Genomic DNA, 18,038 nt, shown 5'->3' with positions numbered 1-18,038 from the left:
TCAAGCAACTTCACGCCCGGCTTGCCGTGCGTTAGCCTTGAGGGGCAAACGCCATTGGGGCAAAGGAGTATCCATGGATAAAGTCATCGTGATCACTGGCGCCAGTCGTGGCATTGGCGCCGCGACCGCACGCCTGGCGGCCCGTGAAGGGTATCGCATCTGCATCAACTACCTGAGTGACGACGAGGCGGCCCAGCGGGTGCTGGCCGACGTCCGCGAATTGGGCGCCGAAGCCATCGCGGTCAAAGCCGATGTCAGTGTCGAAGACGAGATCATCCACTTGTTTCAGCGCGTCGATGCCGAGCTGGGGCCAGTGACCGCGCTGGTCAATAACGCGGGGACCATCGGCCAGAAGAGTCAGCTTGAGCATATGTCGGAGTTCCGTCTGCTCAAGTTGATGAAGACCAACGTGGTCGGGCCGATGCTTTGCAGCAAGCATGCCGTGCAGCGGATGTCGAAACGTCAGGGCGGGCAGGGTGGGAGCATCGTCAACGTCTCGTCGGTGGCCGCGCGGCTGGGTTCGCCGAACGAGTATGTCGACTACGCGGCCTCCAAAGGAGCGTTGGACACTTTCACCATGGGCCTGGCCAAGGAAGTCGCCGGTGACGGCATCCGGGTCAATGCCGTGCGCCCAGGCTACATATTCACTGATTTCCACGCGCTCAGCGGCGACCCTGAGCGGGTCAGCAAGCTTGAACCGGGCATCCCCATGGGGCGTGGTGGTCAGGCCGAAGAGGTGGCCGAGGCGATTATCTGGCTGTTGTCCGACAAGGCGTCGTACTCCACAGGCAGCTTCATCGATCTGGGCGGCGGGCGCTGAGTCTGCCCTCCACACTGTCGGGCGCTCAGAACGAGCGCACGATTCTGCCCAGGGTCTCCATGGCTTGTTCCGATTGCTCGGTCCACGGGCTGCCGTAGTTCAGGCGGATACAGTTGCGAAAGCGCTGGGTCGGCGAAAAGATCGGCCCGGGCGCGATGCTGATGCCTTGGGCCAGGGCCATCTGGAACAGCTTGAGCGAGTCCATCTGCTCCGGCAGCTCCAGCCACAGGAAGTACCCCCCCGACGGGTGACTGACCCGGGTCTGCGCCGGGAAGTGCCGGGCAATGGCGGCAAGCATGGCGCTTTGCTGCTCTTCCAGGGCATAGCGCAGTCTGCGCAGGTGCCGATCGTAGCCGCCGTGCTGCAGGTAGTCGGCGATCGCCGCCTGGGCCGGCATCGAGGCGCATAGCGAGGTCATCAGTTTCAGCCGTTCGATTTTCTGCGCATAGCGTCCGGCGGCCACCCAGCCGATCCGGTAGCCCGGTGCCAGGCTCTTGGAGAAAGAGCCGCAGTGCATCACCAGGCCATCGGTATCGAAGGCCTTGGCCGGTTTCGGCGCTTGCTGGGCGTAATACAGCTCGGCATAGACGTCGTCTTCGATCAGAGGCACCTGGTGCTGGCGCAGCAGTTCGACCAGTTGCTGTTTTTTCTCTTCCGGCATGCTCGCGCCCACCGGGTTCTGGAAGTTGGTCATGCACCAGACGGCTTTGACCGGGTGTTTGGCCAGGGTCTGCGCCAGCACGCCAAGGTCGATACCTTCGCGCGGGTGCACGGGGATCTCCACTGCCTTCAGTTTGAGCCGTTCCAGCACCTGCAGGCAGGCGTAGAAGGCGGGTGCCTCGATTGCCACCAGGTCACCCGGTTCGGTCACCGCCTGCAGGCACAGGTTCAATGCCTCCAGTGCACCATTGGTGATCAGCAGCTCCTCCATCGGCAGCATCAGCCCGCCGACCATATAGCGCAGGGCAATCTGCCGACGCAGTTGCGGGTTGCCCGGCGACAGGTCGGTGACCACCATGCGCGGATCCATTTCGCGGCTGGCGCTGGCCATCGAGCGGGCCAGGCGTGGTAGCGGGAACAGGTGGGGGCTGGGGAAGGCCGAGCCGAACGCGACGGTCTGCGGGTCTTTCATCGAGTCGAGAATCGAGAAAACCAGCTCGCTGACATCCACCTCGGTGGATTCATTCGCTTGCTCGATGATCTGCGGCTCGCTGAACTGCCGCGGCGCATGGGCGTTGACGAAATAGCCCGAGCGCGGCCGCGCGCGGATCAGCCCGCGGCGTTCCAGCAGGTAGTAGGCCTGGAACACTGTGGAAGGGCTGACCCCGTGGGTCTGGCTGGCGTAGCGCACCGACGGCACGCGCTGGCCGGGGCCCAGGACCCCGGAGCGAATCAGTTCGGCAATGTCGTCGGCGAATTTTTCGTAGCGTTTCATCATGGCTCAGGACGTTTCGACTGCTGCGAAGTGTATGTGATCAGCGGTTCAAAGGCGCGACAAAACGGCTGTGGGCAACACTGGAAATACCCGGTTGGTCGCTGTCGCTGATTTCGAAACCGATTTCCTGGGAGCTGCTTTGCGGCCGTTCGGCAAGCATCGCCACCGATACCGGCATCTCGCTCATCTCACCCGCATCCAGGGTGAACTCGGTCTTGCCGTGCAACTCGAAGCCCTCGGCGTCCACCAGGCGCAAGCGGTAGTGCTGTGCTTGTTGGGTCTTGTTGATAACCTTGAGGGTGTAAATGTTTTCGATCTGGCCCAGGTTGTTCTCGCGGAACAGGCCACGGTCCTTGATCACGTCCATCGACACCATCGGCCGCTGCTGCAGGGCGATGACCAGAGCACCGATCATCACCACCAGCACGGTGACGTAACCGAGCAGGCGAGGGCGCAGCCAGTTGGTCTTGCCGCCTTGCAGGTTGTGTTCGGACTTGTAGCCAACCAGGCCGCGGGCATAGCCCATCTTGTCCATGATCGAGTCACAGGCGTCGATGCAGGCGGCGCAGCCGATGCATTCCATCTGCAGGCCGTCACGGATGTCGATACCGGTCGGGCAGACCTGCACGCACATCTGGCAGTCGATGCAATCGCCCAGGCCTTTGGCCTTGTAGTCGCTGTCTTTCTTGCGGGGGCCGCGGGACTCGCCGCGCGCCGGGTCGTAGGCGATGGCCAGGGTGTCCTTGTCGAACATCACGCTCTGGAAACGAGCATACGGGCACATGTGCATGCACACCGCTTCACGCAGCCAGCCGGCATTGATATAGGTGGCGCCGGTGAAGAACAGGATCCAGAACAGGCTGACGCCGCCCAGCTGCAAGGTGAAGAGTTCTTCAGCCAGCGGCCGGATCGGTGTGAAGTAGCCGACAAAGGTCAGGCCGGTAAGCACGCTGATGGCCAGCCACAGGGTGTGTTTGGCCGAGCGTCGGGCCAGTTTGTTCGCACTCCAGGGTGCGGCATCGAGCTTGATGCGCTGGTTGCGATCACCTTCGGTGACCTTCTCGCACCACATGAAAATCCACGTCCACGAGCTTTGTGGGCAGGTGTAACCGCACCAGACCCGCCCGGCAAGCACCGTGATGGCGAACAGGCCGAAGGCGCAGATGATCAGCAGCGCCGACAGGAGAATGAAGTCTTGCGGCCAGAAGGTTGCACCGAAAATGTGGAACTTGCTGTCAGCCAGGTCCCATAGCACGGCCTGGCGACCGTTCCAGTTCAACCAGACGGTGCCGAAGAACAGCAAAAACAGAAAGCCCGCGCCACCCAGGCGCAGGTTACGAAACAAGCCGGTGAAGCTGCGGGTGTGGATCTGTCTGTCGCTGCTGGCGGTCTTCTTCTTGGTGGCGGAAGGCTCGGCAATTTCAACGATCTGGACGGGAATTCTATCGCTCATGGTTCGTCGCTCATCAGGCCTCGATCAGGCCAGAGCACTATGGCGCCGCATCTGTTTGCATAACAGGCTCAGATATTTCGATAAAAACCGTATCAGATTTCTTGCCGCAACCGTACAGGCCCCAGATTATCGAGGTTTGACCGGTGCTCTTGAGGTGCCTGCGACCATCCACCGCACCTGCTACAGTCAGGGCATCGGTGTCTGCTTCAGTGATCGGCACGGGTTGGCCAGCCAGTTCGGCCACGGACATGCGCAGGTTCGAGAAGGACGGAGGGAGGAGGAAAAACCAGGAGGGCAGGAAGCACTGAGGGGAGCCTAAGCTCCCCTCAAAGATTGTTGCGTGCTCTTTTTTTGTTATTGGAGGGCGGCCTGTTGTTGTTTTTGGCGACCGTTGCCTCTTGTCACTGGCGATCCCCATCCGGGATCAAGAGCAAACGTATTTTTTTGAGCGCTGATCTACTCTCATCATTGCTGATCCAACCGTGACCTTCGCTACCTTGGGGTAGTTTTATTGTTTTATGTCAGGTTGCGGGGGCGAACCCCGGAAAAGCACATCTTCTCCAAAAAAATCTGTTAGCTGCGTCTCTGCCGTGTTGTTCTTGTTATGTCAGAGTCGTTACGTCTTATTTTTATTGGGTGTGTCACAGTTTTTATTGTTCTTGTACCAAAGATATAGCAGGTGCCGTGCCAACTTTTTAAAACCCAATAAAATCAATGGTTTAGGTTTTTTGACAGGAAGAGGAGGCGGGGAAATTTGTCGATTTGTTTCCGTGTTACCCGGTTTTTTTCTGAAAAGTGCGGGAGCGGTAACACCCTGGTCGCCACCAGGCTGTTACCGCAGGTGATTACTGCGCGTTACGTGCCCGCGCTACCCGGGAACCGCTGGTACGGCCAAGCACCTTGCTAATGCGCAGACCTGCGCCGATCAACTGGTCCAGGTCGATACCGGTGTTGATACCCAGGCCTTGAAGCATGTACAGCACGTCTTCGCTGGCCACGTTACCGCTGGCGCCCTTGGCGTAGGGGCAGCCACCCAGGCCTGCGACCGAGCTGTCGAAGACATTGATCCCTTCAAGCAGGCTGGCATAAACGTTGGCCAGGGCCTGGCCGTAGGTGTCATGGAAGTGTCCGGCCAGTTGGGCGCGTGGCACGTGTGCGGCGACCACCTCGAACAGACGGCGGGTGGCGCCCGGGGTGCCGGTGCCGATCGTGTCGCCCAGCGACACTTCATAGCAGCCCATCTCAAACAACTCGCGGGCCACCGGCGCCACCTGCTCGGCACTGACCGCGCCTTCATACGGGCAGCCCAGCACGCAGGACACATAACCCCGTACACGCACACCGTTTGCGCGGGCTGCGTCCATGATCGGTACGAAGCGCTGCAGGCTTTCGCTGATCGAGCAATTGATATTGCGTTGGGAGAAAGCTTCAGATGCGGCGGCGAACACCGCCACCTCCTTCACCCCGGCTGCCAGGGCATCCTCGAAACCGCGCAGGTTCGGCGCCAGGGCGGCGTAGGTGACACCTGACTGTTGCTTGATGTTGGCAAACACCTCGGCGGAGCCGGCCATTTGCGGCACCCACTTGGGCGAGACGAAGCTGCCCACTTCTATATAGGACAGGCCCGCCGCTGTCAGGTCATCGACCAGCCGGACCTTGTCTGCCACGCTGATGGGCTGGGCTTCATTCTGCAGGCCGTCGCGCGGGCCGACTTCGACCAGGCGGACTGTTTCAGGCAATGACATGGCGCGGTTCCTCAGGGCTCAATGGCTGTTTTTCTGATTGTTCAAGGTGGCGGCCAGCGCTTGTTCACAGCGCTCTTCGGCGGTGTCCAGCTCCAGCTGCATCTGCTGGATATCGAGCAGTTGCTGTTCGAGCTGGGCGCGGCGTTCGGCGATTTTGGCCAGCATGCTGTGCAACTGTTTCAGGTTGCCGCTGGTCGGGTCGTAGAGTTCGATCAGTTCGCGGCACTCGGCCAGCGAGAAGCCGATGCGCTTGCCGCGCAGGATCAGTTTCAGACTGACCTTGTCGCGGGCCGAGTAGATGCGCTCAAGGCCCCGACGTTCGGGGCTGAGCAAGCCCTGTTCCTCATAGAAGCGGATGGCACGGGTGGTGATGTCCAGCTCGCGGGACAGGTCGGAGATGCTGTAGGTCTGGCTGCTCATGGTCAGGCTCGGGAAAAGGGCATGAGCTAACCTAATGGCAGGTTGACGTATACGTCAAGCATTGCGGGTCAAGCCTGTGCCTGTGCCCGCTCGTCCTGCGCCACCACCGCCTGGCACAACTCAATGATCTGCTCGCGCATCCAGCGGTTGGCCGGGTCCTGATCGGTACTTTCATGCCAGTACAAGTGGGTTTCCAGCGGTGGCACGTCGTTGACCGGCAGGCTCAGATAATTGAGTTGGTGGCGGCGGGCGAAGCGCTCCGGCACGGTCATGACCATGTCGGTCTGTTGCAGCACTTGCGAGGCCATCAGGTAATGCTGTGAACGCAGGGCGATCTTGCGCTGTACGCCCATCTTGCCCAGGGCCAGGTCGACATAGCCCAGGCCGTTGCGGCGGCTGGAGATATGGATGTGGGTCATCCCCAGGTAATCGTCCAGACTGAGTTTGTCTTTGGCCATCGGGTGGCCCTGGCGCAAGGCGCAGACGTACTGATCCTGCATGAGCTTGACGTGGCGCACCTGCGGGTCGGTGTTGAGCGGGGCATCGACGGCAAAATCCAGGCGCCCGGCAGCCAGTTCCTTGGTGGTCTCACGGCGCTTGCAGAGGAAACTCTCGATGATTACCGCGGGCGCCAGGCGGCGCAGGCGCTGGAACAGCGGCGGCAGAATCACCGCCTCGGTGAGGTCGGTCATGCTGATGCGAAAGGTCTTGTTCGCCTGCAGGGGATTGAAGATGCGGCTTTCCTGCACCGACACACGCAATAACGACAGGGCATTGCGCACCGGGCCGATGATGTTCTGCGCCATGGGCGTAGGCACCATGCCTTGCGCGGTACGGACGAACAGCGGGTCGTTGAAGGTCTCGCGTAGCCGCGACAGGGCATTGGACACCGCAGGCTGGGTAATGCCGACGATCTGCCCGGCACGGGTCAGGTTGGCTTCGGTGTAGATGGCATCGAAGACGATGAACAGATTCAGATCGACCTTGCTCAGGTTCATGGGCGCTGCTCTTGTTGGTGTTATGGGTCAATCATATATTGGTTATGAATGTTTATACACGCCGAGAATAGACTAGGTGGATTTTGCTCGCTGATCTAGGCTCTCCATCAGATCCTCATTCCACTGAAGGTACTGCCCATGGATTTCGCCTATTCACCCAAGGTCCAGGCGTTGCGCGAACGTGTCACGGCGTTCATGGATGCTTATGTCTATCCCGCCGAAGCGGTGTTCGAGCGCCAGGTTGCCGAGGGCGACCGCTGGCAGCCGACCGCAATCATGGAAGAGCTCAAGGCCAAGGCCAAGGCTGAAGGGTTGTGGAACCTGTTCCTGCCCGAGTCGGAGCTGGGCGCAGGCTTGAGCAACCTGGAATATGCGCCCCTGGCTGAAATCATGGGCCGTTCGCTGCTGGGCCCCGAGCCGTTCAACTGCTCGGCCCCGGACACCGGCAACATGGAAGTGCTGGTGCGCTATGGTAGTGAGGAACAGAAACGTCAGTGGCTGGAGCCGCTGTTGCGTGGTGACATCCGTTCAGCCTTTGCCATGACCGAGCCGGATGTGGCGTCTTCCGATGCCACCAACATGGCCGCCCGCGCTGTCCGCGAGGGCGACCAGTGGGTGATCAATGGCCGCAAGTGGTGGACCTCCGGTGCCTGCGATCCGCGCTGCAAGATCATGATCTTCATGGGCCTGAGCAATCCGGACGGCCCGCGTCACCAGCAGCATTCGATGATTCTGGTGCCCACCGATACCCCCGGGGTGAAAATCGTCCGGCCACTGCCGGTGTTCGGATACGACGACGCCCCCCATGGCCATGCCGAAGTGCTGTTCGAAAACGTGCGAGTGCCTTACGAGAACGTGCTGTTGGGTGAGGGGCGTGGATTCGAGATCGCTCAGGGGCGTCTTGGCCCTGGACGCATTCACCATTGCATGCGTTCGATCGGCATGGCCGAGCGGGCCCTGGAGCTGATGTGCAAGCGTTCGGTGGAGCGCACCGCGTTTGGCCGCCCGCTGGCGCGCCTGGGCGGTAACGTCGACAAGATCGCCGATTCGCGCATGGAAATCGACATGGCGCGGCTGCTGACGTTGAAGGCGGCTTACATGATGGACACGGTGGGCAACAAAGTCGCTCGCAGCGAGATCGCCCAGATCAAGGTGGTGGCGCCGAACGTGGCCTTGAAGGTCATCGACCGGGCGATTCAGATTCATGGCGGTGCCGGGGTCAGTGGTGACTTCCCGCTGGCTTACATGTACGCCATGCAACGTACCCTGCGCCTGGCCGATGGCCCGGATGAAGTGCACCGGGCGGCAATCGGCAAGTACGAAATCGGCAAATACGTCCCCAAGGAAATGCTGCGCAGCGGGCATTGATCCGCACGCGTTGGATATCAGGCCCGCCAATGCGGGCCTGATTCATTTGTGACTGCCGGAGTTTGCGGGGTGGTGTGGCTGGTCGCGAGTCTTGAACAGTGACAACACTACGCCGCCACTCAACAGGCTCACGGTCACACCCAGCGACAGCAATGCCGGCACTGCGCCGATCAGGCCGTGATAGAAGATTTTGCTGCCGATAAAGATCAGCACCAGGGCCAGGGCGTACTTGAGATAGACAAATCGATGCATCAGCGCCGCCAGGGCGAAATACAAGGCACGCAGGCCAAGGATCGCAAAGATGTTCGAGGTGTAGACAATGAACGGGTCCTGGGTGATGGCGAAGATGGCCGGCACGCTGTCGACGGCGAACACCAGATCGGCCAGTTCGATCAGCACCAGCGCCAGGAACAACGGGGTGGCGTACAGCACGGCCTTGCTCTGCCCGGCAGCCTTGAGGCGCACGAAAAAACGCGGGCCATGCAGGTCATCGGTGACGCGCAAATGGCCGCGTACAAACTTGAGCACCGGGTTGTTGGCCAGGTCCGGGTGGGCCTCTTCGCGGGAGAACAGCATCTTTATTCCGGTAACCAGAAGGAAGGCACCGAACACATAGAGGATCCAGGCGAACTCCTGAACCAGGGCGCTGCCTACGCCGATCATGATCGCGCGCAGCACCACCACGCCGAGGATGCCCCAGAACAATACCCGGTGCTGGTAGAGGCGGGGGATGGCGAAGTAGCTGAAGATCATCGCCATGACGAAGACATTGTCCATGGACAGCGACTGTTCGACCAGGAACCCGGTGTAGAACTCCAGGGCACGTTGTGCGCCCAGCTCCCACCAGACCCACCCGCCAAACAGCACACCGACACTGAAATAGCCGGCATACAGCAGCAGGCTTTCGCGCATCTCGATTTCGTGAGCCTTGCGATGCAACACGCCCAGGTCCAGTACCAGCAGGGTCAGGACAATGCCAATGAATGCCAGCCAGAACCAGGTGCTGGTGCCGAGAATATCGTTTTCGAGAAATGCCTGTAGAGCCGCCATGCGCCCCTCCTTAATTGTCGACGTTGCCAAAAAAAGCAACAGTGACTCCGACATGGCGGCTTGGCAGCCGTCAGAGGGGCCCGGCGTCACTCATCAAAGCCTAGCTGCGGGGGCGCGCCGGTGCCCGACCGGGCTGTTACAAATAATTGCGCGGGATAATGCGGGCTGTCAGTAGACCCAGACTTCAACCCGCCGGTTGCGGATACGGCCTTCTTCGGCGGTATTGGCTGCCACCGGCAGTTCGTCGCCCAGGCCGATGATCTCGCGCGGGGTCACGCCTTCTCTGGCCAGTTCCCGGCGCACGGCCATGGCGCGCAGGCGAGAAAGCAAGACGGCGCGCTCGGGATCGTCCTTGGCATCGCCAAATCCAACCAGTACGGCATCTTGTTCCCGTTTGTTGTGCTGGCGCAGGAACTCGGCCACCCGCCGCACATCACGCAGCGCTTTGTTGTCCAGGCTGGCATTGCCCTCCTGGAAGCGGAAGTTCACCGACAGGCGCTGGGCGTTGCGGGCCAGCGTCCGATAGCGCGGCGGCATGTTGTCGGCGGGGGACACTTTGACGGCCTGTACCTGCTGCCCGACAAACCCGCTGGCGGTGACAATGGCTTGCCCTTTGGGGCTTTGGGCAAACTCCACAAGCGCCTGGGCCCACGGTGTGGCCTGGCTCGGCGACAGGTAAAAGTACAAACGCCGTGACAGCGGATAATCTTCGCTGGCCACCAGTGCCGGGCTTGGCAGCATGGGGCGGGAGGCGCCATCGGCGATCGCCAGCACCTTGGCGCCATGTACTGACGCCAGGCTGCTGAAACCAATGGCCTGGCGGTCAGTCAGGACTGTAGAAACCAATTGCTCACCGGATTCGAAGCGCCGGGCGGTGCTGGCCAGCGTCTGCCCGGCGGCATCGAGCACCAGCGCCTTGAAGGTTTCAAAGGTGCCTGAGCGGTCATCCCGGGCATACAAGTGAATCGGCCCGTTACCCAGACCCAGTTCCTCCCAGGTGGTGATCTGTCCGGAAAAAATCTGCGCCAGTTGCCCGGTGCTCAATTGTGGCAGGGGATTGTCGGGATGGACGATGACGGCGACGCCATCCAGACCGATGACCTGTTCGGCGGCGGCGCTGTTCAGGTCACCCAATGCCTGGAGCGCGCTCAGTTCACTGGTCTTGATCGGGCGTGAGGCGGCGGCCAGATCGGCCTGTCCGGTCTTCAGTGCGGCAAAGCCGGTGCTGCTGCCATGGGCGGCGATGTCGATACGCAAGGGCTGGCCATGGGCATCCTGGGCGCTGACCTGGATTTCGTTGGCAATACGGGTGGTCACGGTTGATACATGGCTGGCGCCTTGAGCCTCCAGCATACCCTTGACCAACGCTGGCGCCAGCGCCGCGCCAATGGTATTCGAACCCTGGATACGCAGTTGCACCGGGGTGTCAGGGGCTGCCCGGGCAAAGAGCGGAAGCAGGCACAGCAGAATCAGGCTGAGGTGGCGGAACATGCCGGCAGGCACTCTTCGGGCAAAGGATGTGCCGCAGATTAAGACGGTTGGATGACCGTAATGTGACAGCGCCTAATCGCGGGGCAAGCCCGCTCCCACAGGTTGTGTATATAAGGCTGTGGGAGCGGGCTTGCCCCGCGAAGAATCGGCGTTACGCCAGTTCCAGCCAGATCGGCGCATGGTCCGAGGGCTTTTCCATGGCGCGCAGGTCGTAGTCGACCCCGGCTGCCTTGATCCGCGGCAGCAAGCCCTGGGAGGCCATGATCAGATCGATGCGCAGGCCGCGCTTGGGCTCGTCTTCGAAGCCGCGGCTGCGGTAGTCGAACCAGCTGAAACGGTCGGCAACCTCGGGGTGCAGGTGACGGAAGCTGTCGACCAGACCCCAGTTCTTCAGGCGTGCCATCCACTCGCGCTCTTCGGGCAGGAAGCTGCACTTACCGGTCTTCAGCCAGCGCTTGGCATTGTCGGCGCCGATGCCGATGTCACAGTCTTCGGGCGAAATGTTCACATCGCCCATGACCAGCAATGGCTGATCGTTCTTGAACTGGTTTTCCAGCAAGGCCTGCAGGTCGCTGTAAAAGCGCTGTTTGGCCGGGAATTTGGTCGGGTGGTCGCGGCTTTCACCCTGGGGGAAGTAGCCGTTCATGATGGTGATCGGTGTGCCATCGCCATCGGCGAAGGTGCCCCAGATAAAGCGGCGCTGGGCATCCTCTTCATCGCTGGCAAAGCCTTTGTGCAGGCTCAGCGGCGCCTGGCGCGAGAGCAGGGCGACGCCGTAGTGGCCTTTCTGGCCATGGAAATGCACGTGATAACCCAGGGCCTGGACCTCGGCCAGCGGAAACTGATCGTCGCTGACCTTGGTTTCCTGCAGGCCAATCACGTCTGGCTGATGCTTTTCGATCAACGCCGCCAACTGATGGGGCCGGGCGCGCAGGCCATTGATGTTGAACGAGACGATCTTCATGGGAAACACAATCCTGATAAAACCAAGGATCCTAGCCGACATCGACGGCTGCGGCCAGCGTGGCGCGCCACTGCATAGGCTGCTAACGTGGTGCTCGGGGCGAACGTCGGCGCAACGTACGCCTTGAAGGCAATGAATGCCCATTTGTGGAGGTTTGTCAGCATGACCGAATCGACTGCTGTTCCGGCTCAGGTCCGCCTGCTTGATGGTGGCTACAGCCGTGAGGCGCGTTCATTGTTGTATCACGCCTATCGGCATGAGCCGACCTTTGCCTTCCTGTTCGAGGCGCAGCGTCCTGGCTATGACCAGCGCATTCGCGCCACGGTGCGTGAGCTGGTCAAGCAACATTTTTTGCAGGAGTTGCCGGCATTGGGGCTGCTGGTTGACGACCGGCTGATCGGTATTGCCCTGATCGCACCGCCACAGCGCCGCCTGGGCATCACTGAAAGTTGGGCCTGGCGCATGCGTATGGTCTTGAGTACCGGTTTTCGTTGTACCCGGCGCTATCTCGATTATCAGGCGGCGCTGGTGGCCTGCCTGCCGGGTGAGGCCGTGCATGTGTTGCCGCTGCTGGGGATTCATCCGCAGTTCCAGGGTAAGCACTACGGCGAGCAATTGTTGCAAGCTGTGCATGACTGGTGTGCCGAGGACGAGCACTCCCAAGGCGTGGTGCTGGACACCGGAAATGAACACTATCTGGCCTTTTATCAGCGCCAGGGTTACCAGGAAATCGGCGAAATTGCTGTAGGACCTGTACGCGAACATGTGTTCTTTCATCCCAACCCCCAGCCATCTCAACGTGCATCGGCCATGCCTGCATAACAGGCGCGAGAGCCTCGGACTCCATGCTGGCGCCAAGCTCTGGTAGCATCCGCGCCTATGACGTATTCAGGACGATTCACCTGCGGTTTGATTCTATGGATGGCCAGCATTGCTGCGTATGCGCAAAGCGAGCTGGTTGTGAAGGTCAAACCTGCCAATAACGAACTCAAGGCCAATGTCGAGGGCTATATCGGCAGCCTTGGTAAACGCGATGAAGAGGCGCTGCTGCGTTTCAGCCGTGGGGCTGTCGAGCAGGCGCGTAAGGCGGCTCAGGCACTGGGCTACTACCAGGCGCAGATCGACAGTGAGGTCAAGGCGCCGGCCAAGGCCGACAAGGGCCCGCAGTTGATCCTCAGCATCGACCCGGGCGAACCCGTGCACTTGCGCGACGTGACCATCCGCATTGATGGCCCGGCCACTGAACTCAAGGCATTTCGCATGCCCGACAGCAAGGCCCTGCGTTCAGGTGAAGTGCTCAACCATGGGCATTACGAAGACGCCAAACGGCTGATCCAGAACCAGGCTGCGCGTTACGGGTTCTTCAGCGGGCGTTTCGTGCGCCAGCGCCTGGCGGTTGATCCCCAGGCCGGCGTTGCTGACATCGAATTGATCTATGACAGCGGCCCACGCTATCGCCTGGGCAAGGTAAGTTTCGCCGGCGACACCCCGTTCGACGAAACCCTGCTGCAACGCATGGTGCCGTTCAAGGCCGACACCCCCTACGATTCCGAGCTGATTGCCGAACTCAACAATGCCCTGCAATCGAGCGGCTATTTCGAGGGCGTGCGGGTCGACGCCGCGCCTACGGCCGCGGTAGCGCAAAGCATTCCCGTCGCGGTGCAGCTGAGCACCCGCAAGCCACGCACCATGGGCCTGGGCCTGGGGTTTTCGACGGACGTCGGGCCGCGTGGCAAGGCCAACTGGACCCGTCACTGGGTGAATCCGCAGGGCCATAGTTACGGCTGGGAAACCGAGTTGTCGGCCCCTCGGCAGAACGTCGGGTTGTGGTACGACATACCCCTTGATCCACCGTTGACCGACAAATTCCGCTTTGCCGGTGGCTACCAGAACGAAGAAATCGCCGGCACCGACACGTTGAGCAAGCTGCTCACCGTTGGCCCGGAATGGCACAGCAAGCTGCCCAGTGGCTGGCAGCGCGTGCTGTCGCTCAAGTACCAGCGCGAAGAGTATCGCCTGGGTGATGACTCGGGCCTGAGCAACCTGTTGATGCCTGGCGTCAGCTATTCCTACCTGCGTAGCGACAACCGCATCGACCCGCACAACGGCTATCGCCTGCAGTTCGATGTACAGGCGGCCAAGGAAGGACTGATGTCCGACACCAACCTGCTGCATGCCAACATGGTGCTCAAGGGCTTGACCACACTGGGCCAGAAACACCGTTTCCTCGGTCGTGTGCAAGTCGGTGGCAGCGCCACCAACGACTATCAGAGTTCGATACCGCCATCGCTGCGTTTCTTTGCCGGTGGTGACCAGAGCGTGCGGGGCTATGACTACCAGAGCCTGTCGCCGGAAAACTCCGATGGAGACCGAATCGGTGGCCGCTACCTGGTGGCCGGCAGTGCCGAGTATCAGTACGAAGTCGTGGAGAAGTGGCGGGTGGCGACTTTTGTCGACCAGGGTAATTCGTTCAACAACCTGGAGTTTCCCAGCCTCAAGACCGGTGTCGGTATTGGCGTACGCTGGGTATCTCCGGTCGGGCCGCTGCGTCTGGATCTGGCCCACGCGCTGGATGACGATGGTGGCTTTCGTCTGCACTTCTCCATGGGGCCGGAATTGTGATTCGCGTTTTCAGAAATATCCTGCTCGCGGTGCTGACACTGCTGCTCATGCTGGTCTTGCTGCTGGGCCTGTTACTGGGGACCCAGGCGGGCAGCCGCTGGGCGCTGGGACTGGTGCCGGGCTTGCAGCTTGAGCAGTTCCAGGGGCGTCTGGGGGGGCAATGGCAGGCCGAGCGCGTGTTGTGGGAGCAGGGCGCCGATCGGGTCGAACTGGTTGCACCAGTGTTCGCCTGGTCACCGGCATGCCTGTTGCGCATGACCTTGTGTGTCGAGCGCTTGCAGGCCGAGCAGGTCAATCTTGCCTTCGCCCCTGGCGAGGCCACACCCGACAGCGGGCCGCTGCAATTGCCGGCGCTGAAACTACCGTTGGCAATCGAGCTGGGTGAGGTGCGCATCGGGCACCTGCGTCTGGATGGCAATGAGCAATTGAGCCAGTTGCAACTGGCGGCCCACTGGACCGTTGCGGGCTTGCAGATCGACAGCCTGCAACTGCAACGCGATGACTTGCAGTTGAGCCTGCAAGGCCGGCTGCAACCTGAGGGCGACTGGCCGTTGCAGGTCCAGGGTCAGTTACGGCTGCCCAAGGTCGATGGCCAGGACTGGCAACTGGCGGTACAGATTGATGGTGAACTGCAGAAAACCCTCAAGCTCACTGGCGACAGTAGCGGCTACCTGAACGCCCGGCTCAGTGGTGAGCTGCAGGCGCTGGCCAAACAGTTGCCGGCCAAGCTACAGCTCAGTGCCCAGGCGTTCAAACCCGGTGCCGAGCTGCCTGACACGCTGCAACTGAATAATCTGCAACTCAGCGCCAACGGCAACCTGCAGAGCGGCTATCAACTGCTCGGCTCGGCCAGCCTGGCGTCCGAACAGCAGCCTGTGGCCTTGAGCCTGCAGGGCAAGGTCGATGCCAAGGGTGCGCAACTGAGCGCCCTGGACCTTACTGCCAGCGCGGACCAGCGCCTCAAGCTCACGGCCAGTGCCGACTGGCAAACAGGCTTGAGCGCCGAGGCGACCATCGATTGGCTGGACTTCCCCTGGCTGCGTCTGTATCCGCTGGAGCCAGCGCCGCAAGTCACGTTGCGCCGCTTCAATGGCCAGGTGCAATACCGCGATGGCAACTATCAGGGCGAATTCAAGGGCGACCTTGACGGGCCGGCGGGGGCGTTCAGCCTGAGCAGTCCGTTCAAGGGCGACCTGCAGCAGATCGCATTGCCGCAATTGGCGCTCAATGCCGGTCAAGGCAAGCTCGCGGGAAGCGTGAGTGTGCAGTTTGCTGATGCTGTGGCCTGGGAGGCCGCTCTCGAACTGTCGGCGCTGAACCCGGCCTACTGGCTCGCCGAGCTGCCCGGCACGTTGGCCGGTCCGCTACGCAGCAAGGGCCAGATCAAAAATGGCGAACTCAGCCTGGATGCCGATCTTGACCTCAAGGGGCGTCTGCGTGGTCAGGCGGCAGTGCTCAAGGCTGTCGCTCAGGGTGCTGGACAGACCTGGACCCTCGGTACTCTCGATATTCGCCTGGGCGACAACCATATCAACGGCAGTGGCAGCCTGCAGCAGCGTCTGGCCGGTCAGTTGGACCTCAATCTGCCTCGTCTTGGCCAGCTCTGGCCGCACTTGCAGGGGCAGCTCAAGGGTAAGCTGGAAGTCGCCGGAACCCTGCAGGCGCCGCAAGGCACGCTGACCTTGCAGGGCCAGAAACTGGCCCAGGCTGACAATCACTTGCAGCGCTTGACCCTGGATGCACGACTGGACAGTGCCCAGCGTGCAGTGATTGATCTGCAGGCCGGCGGAATTCGTCTGGGCGATACCGCTCTGGGCGTGCTCACCGCCAAAGGTCGTGGAGATATTCGCCAACAGCAGCTGGAACTGGCGCTGGACGGACCGCAGCTCAAGCTTGACCTGGGTGTGGATGGGCAACTGGACAAAGGCAACTGGCGTGGACGCCTGGCCAGTGGTCAGATCCAGGCCGGTGGCCAGGACTGGCGCTTGCAGGCACCCGCAAAGCTACAACGCCTGGCCACTGGACAACTGGATTTCGGCGCCCATTGCTGGCGCTCCGGACAAGCCAGCCTGTGCGGCGACGACCAGCGTCTGGCACCCGAGCCGCGCCTGCGTTATCACCTCAAGCAATTCCCGTTGCAGAGCCTGGCGCAATGGTTGCCCAAGGACTTCGCCTGGCAGGGTCTGCTCAACGCCGACATCAATCTGGACCTGCCCGCCAGTGGTCCGAAAGGCACCATTGTGGTCGACGCCAGCGGTGGCACCCTGCGTTTGCGCGAGAAGGATCAATGGCTGGATTTCCCCTACCAGACCCTGCGTTTGCAAAGCACCCTGGCGCCACGCCGGGTTGATACCCGCCTGGATTTCAAGGGTGAGCGTCTGGGCGAACTGTCTCTGGTCACCCGACTCGATCCTGTAGCCCGCAACAAACCATTGAGCGGCGATTTCCGCCTGACCGGGCTGGATATCGCCATTGCCCGCCCGTTTGCACCGATGGTCGAGCGCCTGGCTGGCCAGTTGAACGGCAGCGGGCAGCTGTCTGGCACGTTGCTGGCGCCACAGGTAAACGGCAGCTTGAACCTGAGCGCTGGCGAAGTTGCCGGGGCAGAGTTGCCGATCAGCCTGGAAGACCTGAGCCTGCAGGCGCTGATCGCTGGAGAGCAGGTGCAGATTAACGGTGCCTGGAAAAGCGGTGAGGCCGGTCAGGGCAGCCTGCGCGGTCAGATCGGCTGGGGGCGGGCTCTGGCGGTTGACCTGCACCTGCAGGGTCAACGTTTGCCGGTCACCGTCGAACCCTATGCGAACCTGGAAATGGCGCCGGACCTGAAGATCAGCCTGATCGATGACAAGCTGGCGGTGGCGGGTAAGGTACGGGTGCCCAAGGGCAAGATCACGGTGCGTGAGTTGCCGCCTTCGACCGTCAAGGTTTCTGATGACACGGTGATCGTTGGCCATCAGACCGAAGAGGGCAAGGCACCGCTGGCAGTCGCCATGGACATCGATGTCGAGGTGGGCCAGGACAAGTTGTCGTTCAGCGGCTTTGGCCTGACCGCCAATCTGCTCGGCCATGTGCACATCGGCGACAACCTCGACACCCGTGGCGAGCTGAGCCTGGCCGACGGGCGTTACCGTGCCTACGGCCAGCGCCTGACTATTCGCCGTGCGCGCCTGTTGTTTGCCGGGCCCATTGACCAGCCTTACCTGGACATCGAAGCTATCCGCCAGACCGATGACGTGATTGCCGGTATCCGCCTCAGCGGCAGTGCCGAACAACCCACCACCCAGGTGTTTTCCGAGCCGGCCATGAGTCAGGAGCAGGCGCTGTCGTACCTGGTATTGGGGCGCCCCTTGGGTTCCACGGGGGAAGACAACAACGTGCTCGCCCAAGCGGCACTTGGCCTGGGCCTGGCTACCAGTGCCGGGGTAACTGGCAGCCTGGCCTCAAGCCTGGGGATCGACGATTTCCAGCTGGACACTCAAGGCAGTGGTAACAGCACCAGTGTGGTGGCCAGCGGTAACCTCACCGAACGCTTGAGCTTGCGCTATGGCGTGGGCGTGTTCGAGCCAGTCAACACGGTTGCTTTGCGCTACAAATTGAGCAAGAAGGTCTACCTTGAGGCTGCCAGTGGCCTGGCAAGCTCTCTGGATATTTTCTACAAGCGCGATTTTTGAT

General features: G+C 61.3%; 13 protein-coding genes and 1 pseudogene. 5 read left to right on the top strand and 9 right to left on the bottom strand.

Annotation, left to right across the window (positions count from 1 at the left end):
- Nucleotides 1-73 precede the first annotated feature (73 nt).
- Complete coding sequence (locus tag ACVI9W_RS03525) at nucleotides 74-820, top strand: SDR family oxidoreductase (RefSeq protein WP_461529206.1); 747 nt, start codon at nucleotides 74-76, stop codon at nucleotides 818-820.
- A 25-nt stretch (nucleotides 821-845) separates the two neighbouring features.
- On the opposite strand, the gene mapR is transcribed toward ACVI9W_RS03525, so the two are convergent.
- From mapR to ACVI9W_RS03495, 6 genes and pseudogenes are all read right to left on the bottom strand, one after another.
- Nucleotides 846-2,255, bottom strand: coding sequence for a GntR family transcriptional regulator MpaR (gene mapR, locus ACVI9W_RS03520; protein WP_157194774.1), 1,410 nt, complete (start codon nucleotides 2,253-2,255; stop codon nucleotides 846-848).
- 40 nt (nucleotides 2,256-2,295) lie between these two features.
- On the bottom strand, nucleotides 2,296-3,708 hold the full coding sequence (gene ccoG, locus ACVI9W_RS03515; RefSeq protein ID WP_461529205.1) for a cytochrome c oxidase accessory protein CcoG: 1,413 nt from the start codon (nucleotides 3,706-3,708) through the stop codon (nucleotides 2,296-2,298).
- Nucleotides 3,709-3,832: 124 nt separating this feature from the next.
- Nucleotides 3,833-3,964 (bottom strand): annotated as a pseudogene (locus tag ACVI9W_RS03510) (DUF3203 family protein); the annotation flags it as partial.
- Nucleotides 3,965-4,553: 589 nt separating this feature from the next.
- A complete protein-coding gene (locus ACVI9W_RS03505) occupies nucleotides 4,554-5,453 on the bottom strand; it encodes a hydroxymethylglutaryl-CoA lyase (RefSeq protein WP_461529204.1) in 900 nt (299 codons plus the stop codon).
- A gap of 18 nt (nucleotides 5,454-5,471) precedes the next feature.
- Nucleotides 5,472-5,873, bottom strand: a complete 402-nt coding sequence (locus ACVI9W_RS03500) for a MerR family transcriptional regulator (protein ID WP_038612868.1) — start codon at nucleotides 5,871-5,873, stop codon at nucleotides 5,472-5,474.
- Between the two features lie 68 nt (nucleotides 5,874-5,941).
- Nucleotides 5,942-6,871: a LysR family transcriptional regulator gene (locus ACVI9W_RS03495; protein ID WP_157193245.1), complete on the bottom strand. Its 930-nt coding sequence runs from the start codon at nucleotides 6,869-6,871 to the stop codon at nucleotides 5,942-5,944.
- Between the two features lie 138 nt (nucleotides 6,872-7,009).
- On the opposite strand from ACVI9W_RS03495, the gene ACVI9W_RS03490 reads away from it, so the two are divergent.
- On the top strand, nucleotides 7,010-8,239 hold the full coding sequence (locus ACVI9W_RS03490) for an acyl-CoA dehydrogenase (protein ID WP_038612864.1): 1,230 nt from the start codon (nucleotides 7,010-7,012) through the stop codon (nucleotides 8,237-8,239).
- Between the two features lie 42 nt (nucleotides 8,240-8,281).
- On the opposite strand, the gene ACVI9W_RS03485 is transcribed toward ACVI9W_RS03490, so the two are convergent.
- The 3 genes from ACVI9W_RS03485 to xthA all read right to left on the bottom strand — a co-directional run bounded on the left by ACVI9W_RS03485 (nucleotide 8,282) and on the right by xthA (nucleotide 11,744).
- Nucleotides 8,282-9,289 carry a TerC family protein gene (locus ACVI9W_RS03485; protein WP_461529203.1) on the bottom strand — a complete coding sequence of 336 codons (1,008 nt, stop codon included), beginning with the start codon at nucleotides 9,287-9,289 and terminating at the stop codon, nucleotides 8,282-8,284.
- A gap of 168 nt (nucleotides 9,290-9,457) precedes the next feature.
- Nucleotides 9,458-10,780, bottom strand: coding sequence for a substrate-binding domain-containing protein (locus ACVI9W_RS03480; RefSeq protein WP_461529202.1), 1,323 nt, complete (start codon nucleotides 10,778-10,780; stop codon nucleotides 9,458-9,460).
- Between the two features lie 151 nt (nucleotides 10,781-10,931).
- A complete protein-coding gene (gene xthA / locus ACVI9W_RS03475; protein WP_038612858.1) occupies nucleotides 10,932-11,744 on the bottom strand; it encodes an exodeoxyribonuclease III in 813 nt (270 codons plus the stop codon).
- A gap of 162 nt (nucleotides 11,745-11,906) precedes the next feature.
- On the opposite strand from xthA, the gene ACVI9W_RS03470 reads away from it, so the two are divergent.
- Genes ACVI9W_RS03470 through ACVI9W_RS03460 form a run of 3 tightly spaced genes read left to right on the top strand, consistent with a single transcriptional unit; the run spans nucleotide 11,907 to nucleotide 18,037 of the window.
- Complete coding sequence (locus ACVI9W_RS03470) at nucleotides 11,907-12,566, top strand: GNAT family N-acetyltransferase (RefSeq protein ID WP_461529201.1); 660 nt, start codon at nucleotides 11,907-11,909, stop codon at nucleotides 12,564-12,566.
- 57 nt (nucleotides 12,567-12,623) lie between these two features.
- Complete coding sequence (locus ACVI9W_RS03465) at nucleotides 12,624-14,366, top strand: autotransporter assembly complex protein TamA (protein ID WP_461529200.1); 1,743 nt, start codon at nucleotides 12,624-12,626, stop codon at nucleotides 14,364-14,366.
- Nucleotides 14,367-14,413: 47 nt separating this feature from the next.
- A complete protein-coding gene (locus ACVI9W_RS03460; protein WP_461531790.1) occupies nucleotides 14,414-18,037 on the top strand; it encodes a translocation/assembly module TamB domain-containing protein in 3,624 nt (1,207 codons plus the stop codon).
- Nucleotide 18,038 lies beyond the last annotated feature (1 nt).

The organism is Pseudomonas sp. 210_17 TE3656, assembly GCF_054821965.1.
This window is presented reverse-complemented; position numbering and strand designations above follow the sequence as displayed.